Here is a 15,905-nt window from a genome sequence, read left to right on the forward strand (position 1 = left end):
ATCGACTCCTCTTCATCGGTGGTCATGAGAAAACTTCGGGGTGGCGCGCCAATTGGCGCCGGGTGCGACGGATATGGCCCAGCAGAACGCGTTCGGCATCGTCGCTGTCACGCTCGCGGATCGCTGCGACCAGCATGTGGTGCTCGTCGTGGACGATACGGTTGCTCTCGTCGTCGAGCAGCCGGGTGAAGGCACGGCGGTAGTGCTGGGTGGTGTTCCACAGCCGCTGCACCGTAGGTCCCAGGAACGTGGTTCCGGCGCCGGCGTAACTACCCAGATGGAACTCGCGGTCCAGTTCCAGGAAGTGTTCGACATCGGTCGTGCGCACCATCGTGTCGGCCAGTTCGGCCAGCCGGTCGATCTGGCCCTCGGAGAGCTCGGGCATGCTGTATCGCAACAACAATGGTTCGATCCGTTCGCGGACCTGGTAGAGCTCCACACACTCCTGCAGGCTCAGCCGTGCGATCCAGGCGCCGGCATTGGCCACCGTGGTCACCAGGCCCTCGGACTCGAGTAGCCGCAGAGCCTCTCGCACCGGCACCCTGCTGGCGCCGTACTGTCCGGCCAGCTCCTCCTGGCGCAGACGGGTGCCGGGCGGATAGGTGCCGCGCAGGATCGCCTCACGGAGTTCGTCGGCCACGCGGGTCCCGGTGATCCCGTCCCGCACGGGTGACTGTGTCATGTCAGTTCGCCGGCTGATTCGGATTCCACAGCAACACTTCGGATTCGGCCTCGTAGGCCTTGCCGCCGGGAAAGCTGACCAGTTCGAATTGCATGCCCCACGGGCTCAGAAAATACACCCAGCGCTGCCCCTCGCTGGCGTTTGCGCTGGCGGTCGGCTCGCCCAGAACGCGGACTCCTTCAGCGCGCAGGTAGTCGACGGCCTCGTCGAGATCGTGGACGTAGAACGCCAGGTGATGTCCGCCGACATCGCTGTTGCGGGGTTGCGGGGCCTGTCCGTCGGCGGGTTCGTAGGAGAACACCTCGAAATTGGCACCGGTGCCGCATCGGTAGAACCGGAGCTCGCGCATCACCGTGCGCGGATGGACGTTGAGGTGCACCTGCATCCAGTCGTCGTCGTGCGCGTACGGGCCCAGCGTGTACACGTGCGTGCAACCCAGAACCCGGACCAGGAAATCGTGGGCCTGCTCCAGGTCGGGCACGGTGAAACCGATGTGGTCGGTACCGACCAGTCCAGGCAGCGACATCGTGGCGGTCCTCCTAAGTGGATCCAATAGTCCCGATCATACGCCTAGATGCGGGATTAATGAAGCGATTTTGGATCGGATGTAGCCAAAGTGGATCCAATAACGTTACTGTTGGGGCGTACGTCACATCTGGCGACAGTGGATGTCCGGTCGATGGAGAAGAGGGCCATGCCAACCGAAAGCCGCCTGGAAACGGGTTCGCCATGGATCGAGCTCGCCACCACCGAAGAAGACTGGAAAGCCGCTGACCCGGTGCTTCTGGGCACGATGCTCGCCGAACTGCACCTGATCCGGGCCTTCGAGGAAACCGTGCTGGAACTCGCGGGCGAGGGCCTGGTGCACGGGCCCGCGCACTCGAGCATCGGGCAGGAGGGCGGCGCCGTTGGATCCATCGTCGGGCTGCGTTCCAGCGATGCGGTCAATGGATCCCACCGCGGCCATCACCAGTTCCTGGCCAAGGCCCTCACTCATGTCGCCGGGGGAGTCATCGACCCCGCGGCGCCGATCACCCCCAAGATCCAGCGGGTGTTGCAGCGCACTCTCGCCGAGATTCTGGGCCTCGCGCAGGGTTACTGCCGCGGCCGCGGGGGATCGATGCACCTGCAGTGGTTCGAAGCCGGGGCGCTGGGCACCAACGCGATCGTCGGTGGCGGGGTGCCGATGGGGGCGGGCAACGCGTGGGCGCAAAAGCACAGCGACACGACGGATCTGACGATCAGCTATTTCGGTGACGGTTCGAGTCAGATCGGGTCGGTGCTGGAAACGATGAACCTGGCTGCCGCCTGGCGGCTGCCGTTCTGCTTCTTCATCGAGAACAACCTGTACGCGGTCTCGACCCGCGTCGACGAGATCACTGCCGACCCTCGTCTGTCGGTGCGCGGCCAGGGTTTCGGGATCCCTGGGTGGCGGGTGGACGGAATGGATCCACTCGCGGTGCACCTGGCCACCGAGCAGGCGGCCGAACGGATGCGCAGCGGCCAGGGGCCCGCGGTGATCGAGGCCGAGGTGTACCGGTTCTTCCACCAGAACGGTCCCTATCCGGGCAGCGCTTTCGGTTACCGCGACAAGACCGAAGAGTCGCAATGGCGCAGCCGCGATCCGCTGGACCGGACGGCCGCCGAGATGATCAAGCTCGGCCACATCGACGAGGACGGCGTGGCCGCACTGCGCAAGCAGTGTCAGCAGGCCATGGCCGAAGCGGTCTCTCAGCTTCTCGAACCCGATCCCGGAACCGAGGGTAAGCGGCGGATCCGCCCTGACCTGTGGCCGGATCCGGGCTTCGTCAACGTCGGGGTGCGGGGCGACGCCAGCGAATTGGACTCGCTCGAGGTTCTCGAACCCACCAGCTACCAGGGCAACTGGCGGGACACCAAATTCGTCGGTGCCGTCGCCGCGGTGATGGACCGCCGGATGGCGACCGATGAGCGGATCGTCATCTTCGGGGAGGACGTACACCGCCTGGGCGGCGGTACCAACGGTGCGACCAAAGGGCTGGCCAAGTACGGCGAGCATCGGCTGGTGGGCACTCCGATCAGTGAGAACGCCTTCACCGGCCTGGGCGGTGGGCTGGCGCTCGACGGCCGCTTCGTGCCGGTGGTGGAATTCATGTACCCCGACTTCATGTGGGTGGCCGCCGACCAGGTGTTCAACCAGATCGGCAAGGCTCGGCACATGTTCGGCGGCGACAATCCGGTGCCGTTCGTGTTGCGCACCAAAGTGGCGATGGGATCCGGATACGGGTCGCAGCACCTGATGGACCCGGCCGGCATCTTCGCCACCAGTCCCGGCTGGCGGATCGTCGCCCCGTCGACGGCGGCCGATTACGTCGGTCTGATGAACGCGGCCTTGGCGCTGCAGGATCCGGTGCTGGTGATCGAACACGTCGACCTCTATCCGATCGCCGACAAGGTGCCCGACGTCGAGTTGGACTACATCATCCCGCCGGGGCGGGCGGCGATCCGGCGCGCCGGTGCCGACGTCACAGTGATCAGCTACCTGTCGATGGTGGCGCGCTGCGCCGAGGCGATCGAACAGACCGGCCTCGACGCCGAGCTGATCGATCTGCGCTGGCTCGACCGCGCGTCCCTGGATTGGGAGACCATCGAGGCGAGCGTGCGCAAGACGAACGCCGTGCTGATCGTCGAACAGGGGGCGCGGGGCAGTTCCTACGGCGGCTGGCTGGCCGACGAGATCCAGCGCCGACTGTTCGACTGGCTGGACCAGCCCGTCGAGCGGGTCAGCGGTGAGGAGGCCTCGCCGAGCATCTCCAAGGTCCTCGAGCGAGCCGCCATCGCGGGGACCGAGGAGATCGTCGTCGGTCTGGAACGAGTCCGCGTCGGAATGGGGCAGCGCTGATGGCCACCGTGGTGCGGATGCCGGAGGTGTTGGCCAACACCGGTGAGGCGATCATCCAGACGTGGCTGGTGTCGGTCGGACAGCAGATCAGCATCGGTGACCCCATCGCCGAGATCGAGACCGAGAAGGCGGTGGTCGAATACGCCGCCGAGGTCGAGGGCATTCTGGCGCGCCTGATCGCCGAACCGGGAACCACCATCGCTGTGGGTGAGCCGATCGCTGTGGTGGCCGCGCCCGATGAGGACGCTGCAGACCTCGATCCGGCCTCAACCACCCAGGCGGCGGAGCGAAACCCGGACTCGTCGGTCACCGCCGCGTCGCCGCGAGACCCGGAATCCGCTGCGCCGGTGATCGAAACGGTCACCGACGCCCCTGTCAACACCAACGGCCGCCGTCTGTTCGCGACACCTCTGGTGCGCAAGATCGCCCGAGAAAGAGGCATCGACCTCGAGACGCTGACCGGAACCGGGCCGGGCGGCCGCATCGTGCGCCGTGACGTGGAGCGGCTTTCGGCCGGCCAGGCGTCCCCGTCCTCCACCGCGGTGCCGCCGGAGGAGGCGCCCGCGGCCGCCCCGTCCGCGGCCGCTGCGTCCGGCCATGTCGACATCCCCTTGACGGGGATGCGCAAGGCGATCGCGCGTCGTCTCACGGAGAGCAAGACGACGGTGCCGCACTTCTACGTCACCCAGGACTGTCGGGTCGACGCGTTACTCGCGCTGCGGACGTCGGTCAACGCGGCCGGTACCACCAAGATCTCGGTCAATGACTTCGTGATCAAGGCGGTGGCCGGGGCGATGCTCGAAGTGCCCGAGGCGAACGCGATCTGGAACACCGACTCGATCCGTCGGTTCGACGGTGTCGACATCGCGGTGGCCATCGCCGTCGAGGGTGGTCTGCTCACTCCGGTGCTGCGTGGAGTCGAGACGATGTCCGTGTCGGCGGTCTCGGCGCAGGTGGCCGATCTTGCTGCGCGCGCTCGCACCGGCAAGATCAAGCAACAGGAACTCGAGGGCGGCAGCTTCTCGGTGTCCAACCTCGGCATGTACGGGGTGAACGCATTCTCAGCCGCCCCATTCGGGCATCCTCGCGGTCGGAGCGGCCTCGCGGAAACCCGTGGTGCTCGACGGCGAACTGGCCGTCGGCACCGTGATGACGGTGACCCTGTCGGCCGACCACCGTGTCATCGACGGTGCTGTCGCCGCGCGATGGATGGCGGCGTTCGTCCGGCGGATGGAAAATCCTCTGACCATTCTGATCTGAGATGCCGAGTCGCCGTCCTACCCAGCGAACGGTCGCGTGCTGCGAGCTCCATGACGCGTCCCGGCGATGAACTGCTGCACACGTCGTGCGGGAGGCGCCGGCAGGCTCGATACGGACTGACCAACAACCAGATCGCCGCACACCTTTTCATCAGCACACGCGCCGCCGGCCATCATGTCGAGAACGCGATGGGGAAGCTGGGGGCACAGAACCGTGCGTCGTGCACGTCGCTGGCCATCTCGTGGGGGCTCGTATCGGGGTCCGTGCTCGCCGACCTCGCGTCGACCCATCGGGCACTGGCCTGATACCCGGGAATGAATTCGTGCCCGAGTGCACTTGAGTGGGTCATGACGTTTCAACTCGGCGAGAACTCGGCATTGCTCAAACCCGTTCAGGTCGGAGATACCGTCGCCGCGAACCGGATCTTCATGGCGCCGTTGACCAGAACGCGCGCCGAGGCCGACGCGACCCCGTCCGAACTTGCCGCCACCTACTACGCGCAGCGCGCCTCCGCCGGGCTGATCATCAGTGAGGCGACGGCTGTCTCGCGTGGGGCCAACGGTGCATACGGCAACACCCCGGGCATCTACACCGATCGCCACCAGCAGCGCTGGGCCGAGATCGCCAACGCGGTGCACGCCGAAGGTGGCCGCATGTTCGTGCAGTTGTGGCACGTCGGCCGGATGGCCCACCCGGACATCAGCGGCGTGGAGACGGTGGGTCCGTCGCCGGTCGCGGCTCAACTGTCCGCCCATACCCCCGAGGGCAAGAAACCACTGCCGGTCCCGCGAGCGCTGACTCCCGACGAGATCGCCGCGATCGTCGACGACTTCCGCGCCGCGGCGCGCCGCGCGATCGACGCGGGAATGGATGGCGTGGAGATCCATTCGGCCAACGGGTATCTGCTCCACGAATTCCTGTCCGACGTCGTCAATCAGCGCACCGACGTGTACGGAGGCTCTGCGCAGAACCGGGCGAGGTTCACCGCCGAGGTCGTCGAGGCGGTCGCCGCGGAGATCGGCCCGCAGCGCGTCGGGCTGCGGATCTCACCCGGGAACGGAGCGGGGGACATGCGCGAGATCGACGACGTCAGCGCCTACGACGCGCTGCTCTGCCGGATCGCCTCGCTCGACATCGCCTACCTGCACCTGCTCATCCAGCCTTCCCAGCCGGCGTTTGCCACGTTGCGCACCCAGTGGGCCGGGACGCTGCTGCTGAACACGCCGCGGGACGTCGACAGCGATTTCGCCGAGCTGGAGAATCTGGCCGACTGGGGCGTCATCAGCGCCGCGGTGGTGGGTCGGGCGTTCCTCGCCAATCCGGATCTGCTGCTTCGGCTGCGCGCCGGCGCACCGCTCAACGAACCGGACGCGACCACGTTCTATGCTGCCGGGCCGCGCGGCTACACCGATTACCCCACCCTCACCGAATCGGTGACATCACCGTCAGCATGACCGATGGCAGGTGTGCGAGACCGCGCGCGTGGGAACACCGCTGCCATGGCTACCTACCGAGTGCTCAACCCCAAAGGTGACGTCGTCGACACGAAGGACATCGAGAGCGCGGACGACGCGCATGCCTGGTTCGTCGACCAGAAGGCCGACAACTCCGAGTTGGGCTGGCGCATCGAAGTCCAGCACGACGGCGAGTGGGCGTTCTTCGACGACAGCGAGGGCAGCCCGGACTAGCGGCGACGCCCGCCCCTGGATCTTCCGAACTCGCACGATCCCGCCGGGATCGTGCGAGTTCGTCTGTTCGGGCTCTCCGGGGCCCAACCAACGGGTTGGGCGAGGCTGCTAGCATCGCGGGCAGAGGAGCAGCCTCCCCGCGGACCGGGCTGTCCACAGGTCCGCGGTTCCCTGAACAGGACCTGGAGACACACATGTCCGAAGAAGCCTTCATCTACGAGGCGATCCGCACGCCTCGCGGCAAGCAACGCAACGGGTCGCTCAACGAGATCAAGCCGGTCAACCTCGTCGTCGGTCTGATCGACGAGATCCGGTCGCGTTACCCCGACCTGGACGAGACCCTGATCAGCGACGTCATCCTCGGCTGCGTCTCGCCCGTCGGCGACCAGGGCGGCGACATCGCCCGCACTGCCGGCCTGGTGGCGGGCCTTCCGGAGACCACCGGCGGCTTCCAGCTCAACCGGTTCTGTGCCTCCGGGCTGGAAGCGGTGAACCTGGGTGCGCAGAAGGTGCGCTCCGGCTGGGACGACCTGGTGATCACCGGCGGCGTCGAATCGATGAGCCGGGTCCCGATGGGCTCCGACGGCGGCGCGTGGGCCAGCGACCCCGAAACCAACTACCGCATCGGCTTCGTGCCGCAGGGCATCGGCGCCGACCTGATCGCCACGATCGAGGGCTTCTCCCGCGACGACGTCGACGCCTACGCGCTGCGCAGCCAGCAGAAGGCCGCCGCGGCCTGGTCCGGCGGCTACTTCGCCAAGTCCGTGGTGCCGGTCAAGGACCAGAACGGTCTGGTCGTGCTCGACCATGACGAGCACATGCGCCCGGACACCACGATGGAGGGTCTGGCCAAGCTCAAGACCGCGTTCGACGGTGTCGGCGCGATGGGCGGGTTCGACGATGTGGCGCTGCAGAAGTACCACTACGTGGAGAAGATCAACCACGTCCACACCGGCGGCAACAGCTCGGGCATCGTCGACGGCGCCGCGCTGGTGCTGATCGGTTCCGAGTCCGCAGGCAAGGCCGCCGGCCTGACCCCGCGCGCCCGTGTCGTGGCCACCGCGACCAGCGGCGCCGACCCGGTCATCATGCTCACCGGGCCGACCCCGGCCACCCGCAAGGTGCTCGACCGCGCCGGCCTCACGGTCGACGACATCGACCTGTTCGAGCTGAACGAGGCATTCGCCTCAGTGGTGCTGAAGTTCCAGAAGGATCTCAACATCCCCGACGAGAAGCTCAACGTCAACGGTGGTGCCATCGCCATGGGCCACCCGCTGGGCGCCACCGGCGCCATGATCACCGGCACCATGGTCGACGAGCTCGAGCGGCGCAACGCGCGGCGCGCGCTGATCACGCTGTGCATCGGCGGCGGCATGGGCGTCGCAACCATCATCGAGCGAGTCTGATCCGGGCGTCGAGGAGAAACGAACAACAATGGCAGAGAACACCATTCAGTGGGACAAGGATGCCGACGGCATCGTCACCCTGACGCTGGACGACCCGACCGGTTCGGCCAACGTGATGAACGAGCATTACAAGGAATCCATGCACAACGCCGTGGAGCGGCTTGTGGCAGAGCAAGATTCGATCACCGGTGTGGTGATCGCCAGCGCGAAGAAGACCTTCTTCGCCGGCGGTGACCTCAAGGGCATGATGAACGTCGGCCCCGACAACGCCGCCGAGTCCTTCGCCGAGGTCGAGTTCATCAAGGCCGACCTGCGCACGCTGGAGACCCTCGGCAAGCCGGTGGTCGCCGCCATCAACGGCGCTGCTTTGGGCGGCGGTCTGGAGATCGCGCTGGCGTGTCACCACCGCATCGCCGCCGACGTCAAGGGCGTGGTCATCGGCCTGCCCGAGGTGACGCTGGGCCTGCTGCCCGGCGGCGGTGGCGTTGCGCGCACCGTGCGGATGTTCGGCATCCAGAAAGCCTTCATGGAGGTGCTCTCCCAGGGCACCCGGTTCAAGCCCGTTAAGGCCAAGGAGATCGGCCTGGTCGACGAACTCGTCGGCAGCGTCGACGAGCTGGTCCCGGCCGCCAAGGCATGGATTAAAGCCAATCCGGACGCGCACACCCAGCCGTGGGACCAGAAGGGCTACAAGATGCCCGGCGGCACCCCGTCGCATCCGGCGCTCGCCTCGATCCTGCCGTCGTTCCCGGCGCTGCTGAAGAAGCAGCTCAAGGGTGCGCCGATGCCCGCCCCGCGGGCCATCCTGGATGCTGCGGTCGAGGGCGCGCAGGTGGACTTCGACACCGCCACCCGCATCGAGAGCCGCTACTTCACCTCGCTGGTCACCGGCCAGACCGCCAAGAACATGATCCAGGCGTTCTTCTTGGATCTGCAGCACATCAACGGTGGCGGCTCACGGCCGGACGGCATCGAGCCGGTCAAGATCAACAAGATCGGCGTGCTGGGTGCGGGCATGATGGGCGCCGGTATCGCCTACGTCTCGGCCAAGGCCGGTTACGACGTCGTCCTCAAGGACGTCTCGATCGAGGCGGCCGAGAAGGGCAAGGGTTACTCGGAGAAGCTGGAAGCCAAGGCGCTCGAACGGGGCAAGACCACCCAGGAGAAGTCCGACGCGCTGCTGGCCCGCATCACCCCGACCGCCGATCCGCAGGACCTCAAGGGTGTCGATTTCGTCATCGAGGCCGTGTTCGAGAACCAGGAACTCAAGCACAAGGTGTTTCAGGAGATCGAAGACATCGTCGAGCCGAACGCGGTGCTGGGTTCGAACACCTCCACGCTGCCCATCACCGGGCTGGCCACCGGAGTGAAGCGCCAGGAGGACTTCATCGGCGTCCACTTCTTCTCCCCGGTCGACAAGATGCCGCTGGTGGAGATCATCAAGGGGGAGAAGACCTCCGATGAGGCGCTGGCCCGGGTGTTCGACTACACGCTGGCCATCGGTAAGACGCCGATCGTGGTCAACGACAGCCGCGGCTTCTTCACCTCCCGCGTCATCGGCACCTTCGTCAACGAGGCGCTGGCGATGCTGGGTGAGGGCGTACCTGCGGCCAGCATCGAGCAGGCGGGTTCTCAGGCCGGATACCCGGCCCCGCCGCTGCAGCTCTCCGACGAGCTGAACCTGGAGCTGATGCAGAAGATCGCCACCGCGACCCGGCAGGGTGTCGAGGAGGCCGGTGGCACCTACGATCCGCATCCGGCGGAGGCCGTCGTCAACACGATGATCGAGATCGGCCGTCCGTCGCGACTCAAGGGCGCCGGGTTCTACGAGTACGTCGACGGCAAGCGGGTCGGGCTGTGGGACGGTCTGGCCGACACCTTCAAGTCCGGTAGCGCCGACGTTCCGCTGCAGGACATGATCGACCGGATGCTGTTCGCCGAGGCGCTGGAGACCCAGAAATGCCTGGACGAGGGTGTCCTCACCTCGACCGCTGACGCCAACATCGGCTCCATCATGGGCATCGGCTTCCCGCCGTACACCGGTGGCTCGGCCCAGTTCATCGTCGGCTATCAGGGCGCCGGCGGAATCGGCAAGGCAGCGTTCGTTGCCCGCGCCAAGGAATTGGCCGCCAAGTACGGCGAGCGGTTCACCCCGCCGGATTCGCTGCTGTCCTAACCCGAATCGACCAACAGCCCCCGGTACGCCGGGGGCTGTTGCGTATGGTGAAGCGGTGCCGGAGGGGTTTACCGAAAGGTTCGCGGCGGCGCTCGCGGGCTACGGCGGGGAGCCGTGCATCGAGTTCGAAGGTTGCTGGTACTCGGGCGACTACATCACCGCCTATGGTCGGGCTGTCGCCTCGGCGCTTCGGCGCGCCGGGGTGGCTGATGACGCGCCGGTGGGCCTGGTGGTTCGCAACCGCCTCCAGCACGCCGCGGTGATCGCGGGATGTCTGGCCGCGGGGCGTGCCGTCTCGATGATCTATTCGTTCCAGTCAGCCGAGGCCATCGCCCACGACATCGAGAACCTGGCCCTTGCGGCGGTGGTGGCCGACCGCGAGGACTGGACCGACCCGGTAAGAGGTGCGGCGTCATCGGCTGGGTCCGCCGGACTCGCGCTCTCTGAGACAGAACCGACCGTGGATCCGGTACCCGGTCTCGAGCGCCGCGATTCGGCACGTCGGCACGCCGAAGCCGAAGACGGTGTGGCACTACAAATCCTGACCAGCGGCACCACCGGGCCGCCCAAGCGGCAATCCATCCGCACGGCCGTGCTCGAGCGGACCGTCTTCAGCGTGACGGCCGGTGAGCGCGCCCCCGCGGATGCGCCGCCGGAGTTCGCGTACTGGCAGTTCGGTGGGATAGGGGTGTGTCAGCTGATCGCAGGCCTGTACAACGGGCGCCGGATCGCCATGCTCGAGCGGTTCTCCGTCGAGGCTTGGGTCGACGTCGTACGCCGGCACCGGGTGGTCCGCGCCGGGGTGCAGCCGGCGGTCATCCGCATGCTGCTCGACGCCGACGTACCCAAAAGCCATCTCGCCTCGCTGGATTTCTTGATCAGCGCCTCCGGGCCGCTGGATCCCGAGACGCGCGACGAGTTCGAGCGGCGCTACCAGGTGCCCATCAGGTTAGCCTACGGTGCAACGGAATTCGCCGGATCGTTGTGCGCGTGGACGCCGGAGATGCTCGATGAGTTCGCCCAGACCAAGCGTGACAGCGTGGGGCGGGCCCTGCCCGACACCCAACTGCGGATCGTCGACCCCGACACGGGCGCCGAAGTTGCCTCCGGGGAGCCCGGGCTGTTGGAGGCCAAGGTGGCGCCGATCGGGCCGAATTGGATACGCACCACCGACATCGCCAGCATCGACTCCGACGGGTTCGTCACCCTGCACGGGAGGGCTGATGGCGCGATCATTCGCGGCGGCTTCAAGATTCTTCCGGAGACCGTTCGGCGCGTGCTGATCTCGCACCCCGGAGTGCGAGACGCATGCGTGGTCGGAGTGGACGACGCCCGCTTGGGGCAGGTGCCGTTCGCCGCCGTGGAGGTGGTCCCTGGCGCTGAGCCTTCGGAAGAGGAATTGAAAGACCTGGTGCGACGGACGCTTCCGGTCTACAACGTGCCCGTCGCCGTCGTGGTAGTCGGGGAGCTGCCACGCACGCCGGCGCTCAAGGTCAGTCTGCGCGACGTCGCCGCGCTGTACCCGGGCGGGTAGCGCTACACGGCTCCGAGATCAGCCGAGAGCCAGTGCTGCGGCTCGAGCACGATCAGTACGTTCTCACCGAGCTCACGGCGGGCGTAGTCGAGGTACCCGTCGACCTTTTCCGGTGCCAGGTAGCGCTCGGTCATCTCGACCAGTTGTTCGTCGGTGGCAGCCTCGATCCGGCTGACCGGCCCGTCCACGGCGACGTAGCGCACCGTCGGCTCGGACCGTTCAACCATCAGCGACAAGTGTCCCGCGGCCTCGATGAGTTGGTGTTTGCGTGAGCCGGCCCCGGTCAGCACCCACGGCTGGCCGCCAGGGCTGTACTGATACCAGATCGGCACCGTCAGCGGCCCACGGTCACCTCCGGCGTTCACCGACAGTGCCGCGACGTGCGGCTCAGCGAGGAACTGCTCACGTTCATCTCTGGAAAGAGCCATGGTGCGACAGTAGCGTCGACATCCGACACTGCCTTTCAGCGCGAGCGCCTACTGTCGTACCCATGCGCTTCGGATTGTTCATTCCCCAGGGTTGGCGACTCGATCTGGTCGGTATCGACCCGGGTGAACAGTGGCCGGTGATGCGCGACCTCGCCACCTACGTCGACGGCAGGGACGCGTGGGATTCGCTGTGGGTGTACGACCACTTCCACACCGTGCCGGTCCCCACCCACGAGGCGACGCATGAAGCGTGGTCGTTGATGGCGGCATACGCGGCCACGACCTCACGGATCAAGCTCGGTCAGATGTGCACGGCAATGAGCTACCGCAATCCGGCGTACCTGGCCAAGGTGGCCGCGACCACCGACCTGATCTCTGGTGGGCGCGTGCAGATGGGCATCGGCGGCGGCTGGTACGAGCACGAGTGGCGTGCCTACGGCTACGGCTTTCCCACTGCGGGTGTCCGGTTGGGCCGGTTGGACGAAGGTGTCCAAATCATGCGCGACGCCTGGCGCGAGGGCGTCGTCAGCTTCGACGGCAAGCATTACCAGGTCGACGGCGCCATCGTCGAGCCCAAGCCTTTGCAGGAAGGCGGCATACCGCTGTGGATCGCCGGGGGTGGCGAAAAGGTCACGTTGCGCATCGCGGCGAAGTACGCGCAATACACCAACTTCACTTCTGAGCCCGAAGGGTTTGCGCACAAGTCGGAGATCCTGGCCGGCCATTGTCGAGATGTCGGCACCGATTACGACCGCATCGTGCGCTCGGCGAACATCAATGTCGTCGTGGGTGCCACGGAGGCCGAGGTCAGCGAACGATTGCAACGGGTGCGCTCCCGGATGGTCGAGCTGGCCGGGGAAGATGCGGCGGACGCGATGATCGCCGCCACGAGCACCCCCCAAGCCGGCGCAGGCACCCCAGAGCAGCTGGTCGAGGCCATCGGAAGACTCCGCAACCTTGGATGCCAGTACCTCATCTGCTATTTCCCGGAGGCTGCCTACGACCGCTCCGGCATCGACCTGTTCGAGCGCGAAGTCATCGCAGCGATCGGCCAAGCATCAGGTCACTGACCGATTTTCGCGAACGATAGTTTCGTAGATTGCGTCCTGAACCACTGTTGAACTGCGTATTTGCGTCTGGCAAATACGTTGACATGCAACTATCTGATTCTCTTCGCAAAGACCGACGCAAATATTGTTACGCACATCACCCCATTCGCTTAGGCTCAGATCTGTGACGTTCGCGTCAAACAGTCGGCGCAACTTTCAGCAAACCGGTTTGCACCGGTCTGGATAGGTCGGGGAGCGGCAATGGCGCTGCGGTTCACGAGGCTGAACCGAGTCGGCACACCGCCCTAAGGGCGCTCGGCTCAACTTCTTCACGCCGGGCGCTGCCCAGAGGATGCGGCCTCCGGTTTTCAGCAAAAACCAACCGGAGGACCTATGTGTGCCGCGCCGTGTCATCGTCGTGCCCAAAAAAAGTCGGAAAGCTCGCCCGACCTCACATTCTGGTTAGCTGAAGACACTCTGCAGCGAAACCGTCCCGGACGATCAGCGAAACACGTGCGACGAGACTCGTCCCGGTTTGCCGGGTACATCGGTCGAGTCGGCGCGTTAGCTGTGGCCCTGGGGGTGGGGTTCGCCGTGGCGAACTCCTCCGCGGTCGCTCACGCGGACAGTGAGTCGGAGCCGTCGGCGTCTCCTGGATCTGAGAACGACGCCGATTCGTCGTCTGCCGGTAGCAGTGAGTCTTCAAAGCAGAGCGACGACGCCACGGACGATGGTGACGAGAGCGGTGGAGAGCCGGCCGACGATGCCGGCCTCGACGACGTAACCGTAGGCGAGGAAGTCGCGACGGATGACGAATCCGAGGATTCGGACCTCACTGGCGAGGCCGACGAAGAAGACCCCGTGGTCGACGAAGTCGAGGAACCGGCCGATGCCGATGGCAGTGTCGATGCGGATCAGACCGCCACTTCACCGCCCGCTGGTGAAGAGTCTTCGGCGTCCGTCGACGGCGCGGTTGAGGAGCAGTCAGGTGACGTCGTTGTCGATGATGATGCCAATGCGGAGAGTGCGGCGCCGGATATCGAGGAACTGACCGAGGTCGATGAGGATGTCGCCGGTGGCACCGTCGAGGAAACCACCGCTGAGACGGTCAGCGATCTGGTCGAGGTGAAGGTACCGGCAACCGACGAGAGCGCCATTCCATTGGCGTCCGCCGCAACCACCGAAGAGGCAATCACCGAAGAGGTCGACGTCCTCACGACGGTGGTGTCGAGCGTCCTGTCGCCATTTGCGGATCCGGAGGCCCCCGCACCGACGCCGTGGTTCGATGCGCTGCTGGCCTGGGTGCGCCGCCAGATCACCCACACGTTCTTCAACGAAAGTCCCGAATGGGGGCCGATCGAAGGCCGTCAGGTCGTCACCGGCCAGGTGCTGTTCGACCTCAATGCGTTCGACCCCAATGGGGACCCGTTGACCTACAAGATCAGTCAACCTGAGCACGGTCTTGTGGTCAGAGATCCACTGTCGGGCGAGTTCATCTACACGCCCACGACAGTGGTCACCGGGGAGCCTCTGACCGACAGTTTCAAGGTGGTCATCAGCGACTCGGGCGAGCACCTCAAGGGTTTGGTCGGGCTGGTACAACGCGTATTCCACTTCCTCGCGCGGGCCGTCGGTCTCGCCGAACCTGATGAAGTCGCGCTGATGGTGAACGTGACGGTCAATCCGATCGTCGAGGTCCCACCCGTGATCGTCGCCACTCCTGCTGCTCTGGGCTTCAATGGCGAACCGATCGTCGTCAGCCCCGTTCTGGCCATCACTGACCTGGATTCGGAGTCGTTGTCGTCGGCGACGGTGACAATCGGTGATCCCGATTCCGGTGATGTGCTCGACTACGACACATCGCTGCTGCCTGAGGACGTTTCAGCTGAGTTCTCCGGTGGGGTGTTGACGTTCACGGGGTCGGCGTCGGTGTCGGAGTATCAGCAGTTGTTGGCGTCGGTGACGTTGACTGCTGCTGGAGCCGGTGTGTCGACGGTGTCGTTCAGGGTTGTTGACGCGCAGGGCAATCCGAATGCGGTGCCGGCGGCGACGGTGGTGACGGTGGTGGGTGTGCCGGGTGCGGTGGTGGCTCCGGTGGTGGTGGCGACACCGGTGGCTGCCGGGGTGGTGGGTTCGCCGGTGGTGGTGAGCCCGGTTCTGGTGATCACGGACCTGGATTCGGAGGCGTTGTCGTCGGCCACGGTGACAGTGGATGGCGCTGACGATGTGCTGGGCTATGACGCCGATCTCGTGCCCTCGGGCGTCACGGCTGAGTTCTCCGGTGGGGTGTTGACGTTCACCGGAGCTGCTTCGGTGTCGGAGTATCAGCAGTTGTTGGCGTCGGTCACGCTCACGTCGGGTTCGGCGGGTGTGACGACGGTGTCGTTCAGGGTTGTGGACGCGCAGGGCAATCCGAATGCGGTGCCGGCCGCCACGGTGGTGACGGTGGTGGGTGTGCCGGGTGCGGTGGTGGCTCCGGTGGTGGTGGCGACACCGGTGGCTGCCGGGGTGGTGGGTTCGCCGGTGGTGGTGAGCCCGGTTCTGGTGATCACTGACCTGGATTCGGAGGCGTTGTCTTCAGCGACGGTGACCGTCGATGACGCCGACGACGTCTTGAGTTACGACGTTGATCTTCTGCCGGAGAACGTGTCTGCTGAGTTCTCCGGTGGGGTGTTGACGTTCACCGGTTCGGCGTCGGTGTCGGAGTATCAGCAGTTGTTGGCGTCGGTGACGTTGACTGCTGCTGGAGCCGGTGTGTCGACGGTGTCGTTCGCGGTTGTCGATGCGCAGGGTAATGCCAG

10 protein-coding genes and 3 pseudogenes are annotated in these 15,905 nt (G+C 65.9%); 10 read left to right on the forward strand and 3 right to left on the reverse strand.

Going from position 1 to position 15,905, the window contains the following annotated elements; all coding sequences use genetic code 11:
• Positions 1-22: 22 nt before the first annotated feature.
• Both J3476_RS11640 and J3476_RS11645 read right to left on the reverse strand, forming a co-directional pair.
• A complete protein-coding gene (locus J3476_RS11640) occupies positions 23-682 on the reverse strand; it encodes a GntR family transcriptional regulator (protein ID WP_207066639.1) in 660 nt (219 codons plus the stop codon).
• Position 683: 1 nt separating this feature from the next.
• The gene (locus tag J3476_RS11645) at positions 684-1,208 is read right to left on the reverse strand and encodes a VOC family protein (protein ID WP_207066640.1); all 525 of its coding nucleotides are present in this window, start codon (positions 1,206-1,208) and stop codon (positions 684-686) included.
• A gap of 168 nt (positions 1,209-1,376) precedes the next feature.
• Between J3476_RS11645 and J3476_RS11650 the strand changes: the two genes are divergently transcribed.
• The 8 genes and pseudogenes from J3476_RS11650 to J3476_RS11680 all read left to right on the forward strand — a co-directional run bounded on the left by J3476_RS11650 (position 1,377) and on the right by J3476_RS11680 (position 11,627).
• On the forward strand, positions 1,377-3,563 hold the full coding sequence (locus J3476_RS11650) for an alpha-ketoacid dehydrogenase subunit alpha/beta (RefSeq protein ID WP_207066641.1): 2,187 nt from the start codon (positions 1,377-1,379) through the stop codon (positions 3,561-3,563).
• 17 nt (positions 3,564-3,580) lie between these two features.
• Positions 3,581-4,823, forward strand: a pseudogene (locus J3476_RS11655) (dihydrolipoamide acetyltransferase family protein).
• A 125-nt stretch (positions 4,824-4,948) separates the two neighbouring features.
• Positions 4,949-5,128 (forward strand): annotated as a pseudogene (locus J3476_RS28185) (LuxR C-terminal-related transcriptional regulator); the annotation flags it as partial.
• A 42-nt stretch (positions 5,129-5,170) separates the two neighbouring features.
• The gene (locus J3476_RS11660) at positions 5,171-6,277 is read left to right on the forward strand and encodes an alkene reductase (RefSeq protein WP_207066643.1); all 1,107 of its coding nucleotides are present in this window, start codon (positions 5,171-5,173) and stop codon (positions 6,275-6,277) included.
• 45 nt (positions 6,278-6,322) lie between these two features.
• Entirely contained in the window at positions 6,323-6,511 is a 189-nt protein-coding gene (locus J3476_RS11665; protein WP_207066644.1) for a hypothetical protein, read from the forward strand.
• 194 nt (positions 6,512-6,705) lie between these two features.
• Positions 6,706-7,917, forward strand: coding sequence for an acetyl-CoA C-acetyltransferase (locus tag J3476_RS11670; protein WP_207066645.1), 1,212 nt, complete (start codon positions 6,706-6,708; stop codon positions 7,915-7,917).
• A gap of 28 nt (positions 7,918-7,945) precedes the next feature.
• A complete protein-coding gene (locus J3476_RS11675; protein ID WP_207066646.1) occupies positions 7,946-10,093 on the forward strand; it encodes a 3-hydroxyacyl-CoA dehydrogenase NAD-binding domain-containing protein in 2,148 nt (715 codons plus the stop codon).
• 55 nt (positions 10,094-10,148) lie between these two features.
• Positions 10,149-11,627 (forward strand): class I adenylate-forming enzyme family protein, encoded by a 1,479-nt coding sequence (locus J3476_RS11680; RefSeq protein WP_207066647.1) that lies wholly within the window; start codon positions 10,149-10,151, stop codon positions 11,625-11,627.
• Positions 11,628-11,629: 2 nt separating this feature from the next.
• Here the strand turns inward: J3476_RS11680 and J3476_RS11685 are convergent, their stop codons facing one another.
• Positions 11,630-12,055, reverse strand: coding sequence for a pyridoxamine 5'-phosphate oxidase family protein (locus J3476_RS11685; protein WP_207066648.1), 426 nt, complete (start codon positions 12,053-12,055; stop codon positions 11,630-11,632).
• A gap of 62 nt (positions 12,056-12,117) precedes the next feature.
• Here J3476_RS11685 and J3476_RS11690 point away from each other — a divergent pair, with 62 nt between their 5' ends.
• Entirely contained in the window at positions 12,118-13,125 is a 1,008-nt protein-coding gene (locus J3476_RS11690; RefSeq protein ID WP_207066649.1) for an LLM class F420-dependent oxidoreductase, read from the forward strand.
• 840 nt (positions 13,126-13,965) lie between these two features.
• Positions 13,966-15,905, forward strand: a pseudogene (locus tag J3476_RS11695) (hypothetical protein); the annotation flags it as partial.

Source organism: Mycobacterium sp. PO1, from assembly GCF_017312405.1.
Classification (GTDB): domain Bacteria; phylum Actinomycetota; class Actinomycetes; order Mycobacteriales; family Mycobacteriaceae; genus Mycobacterium.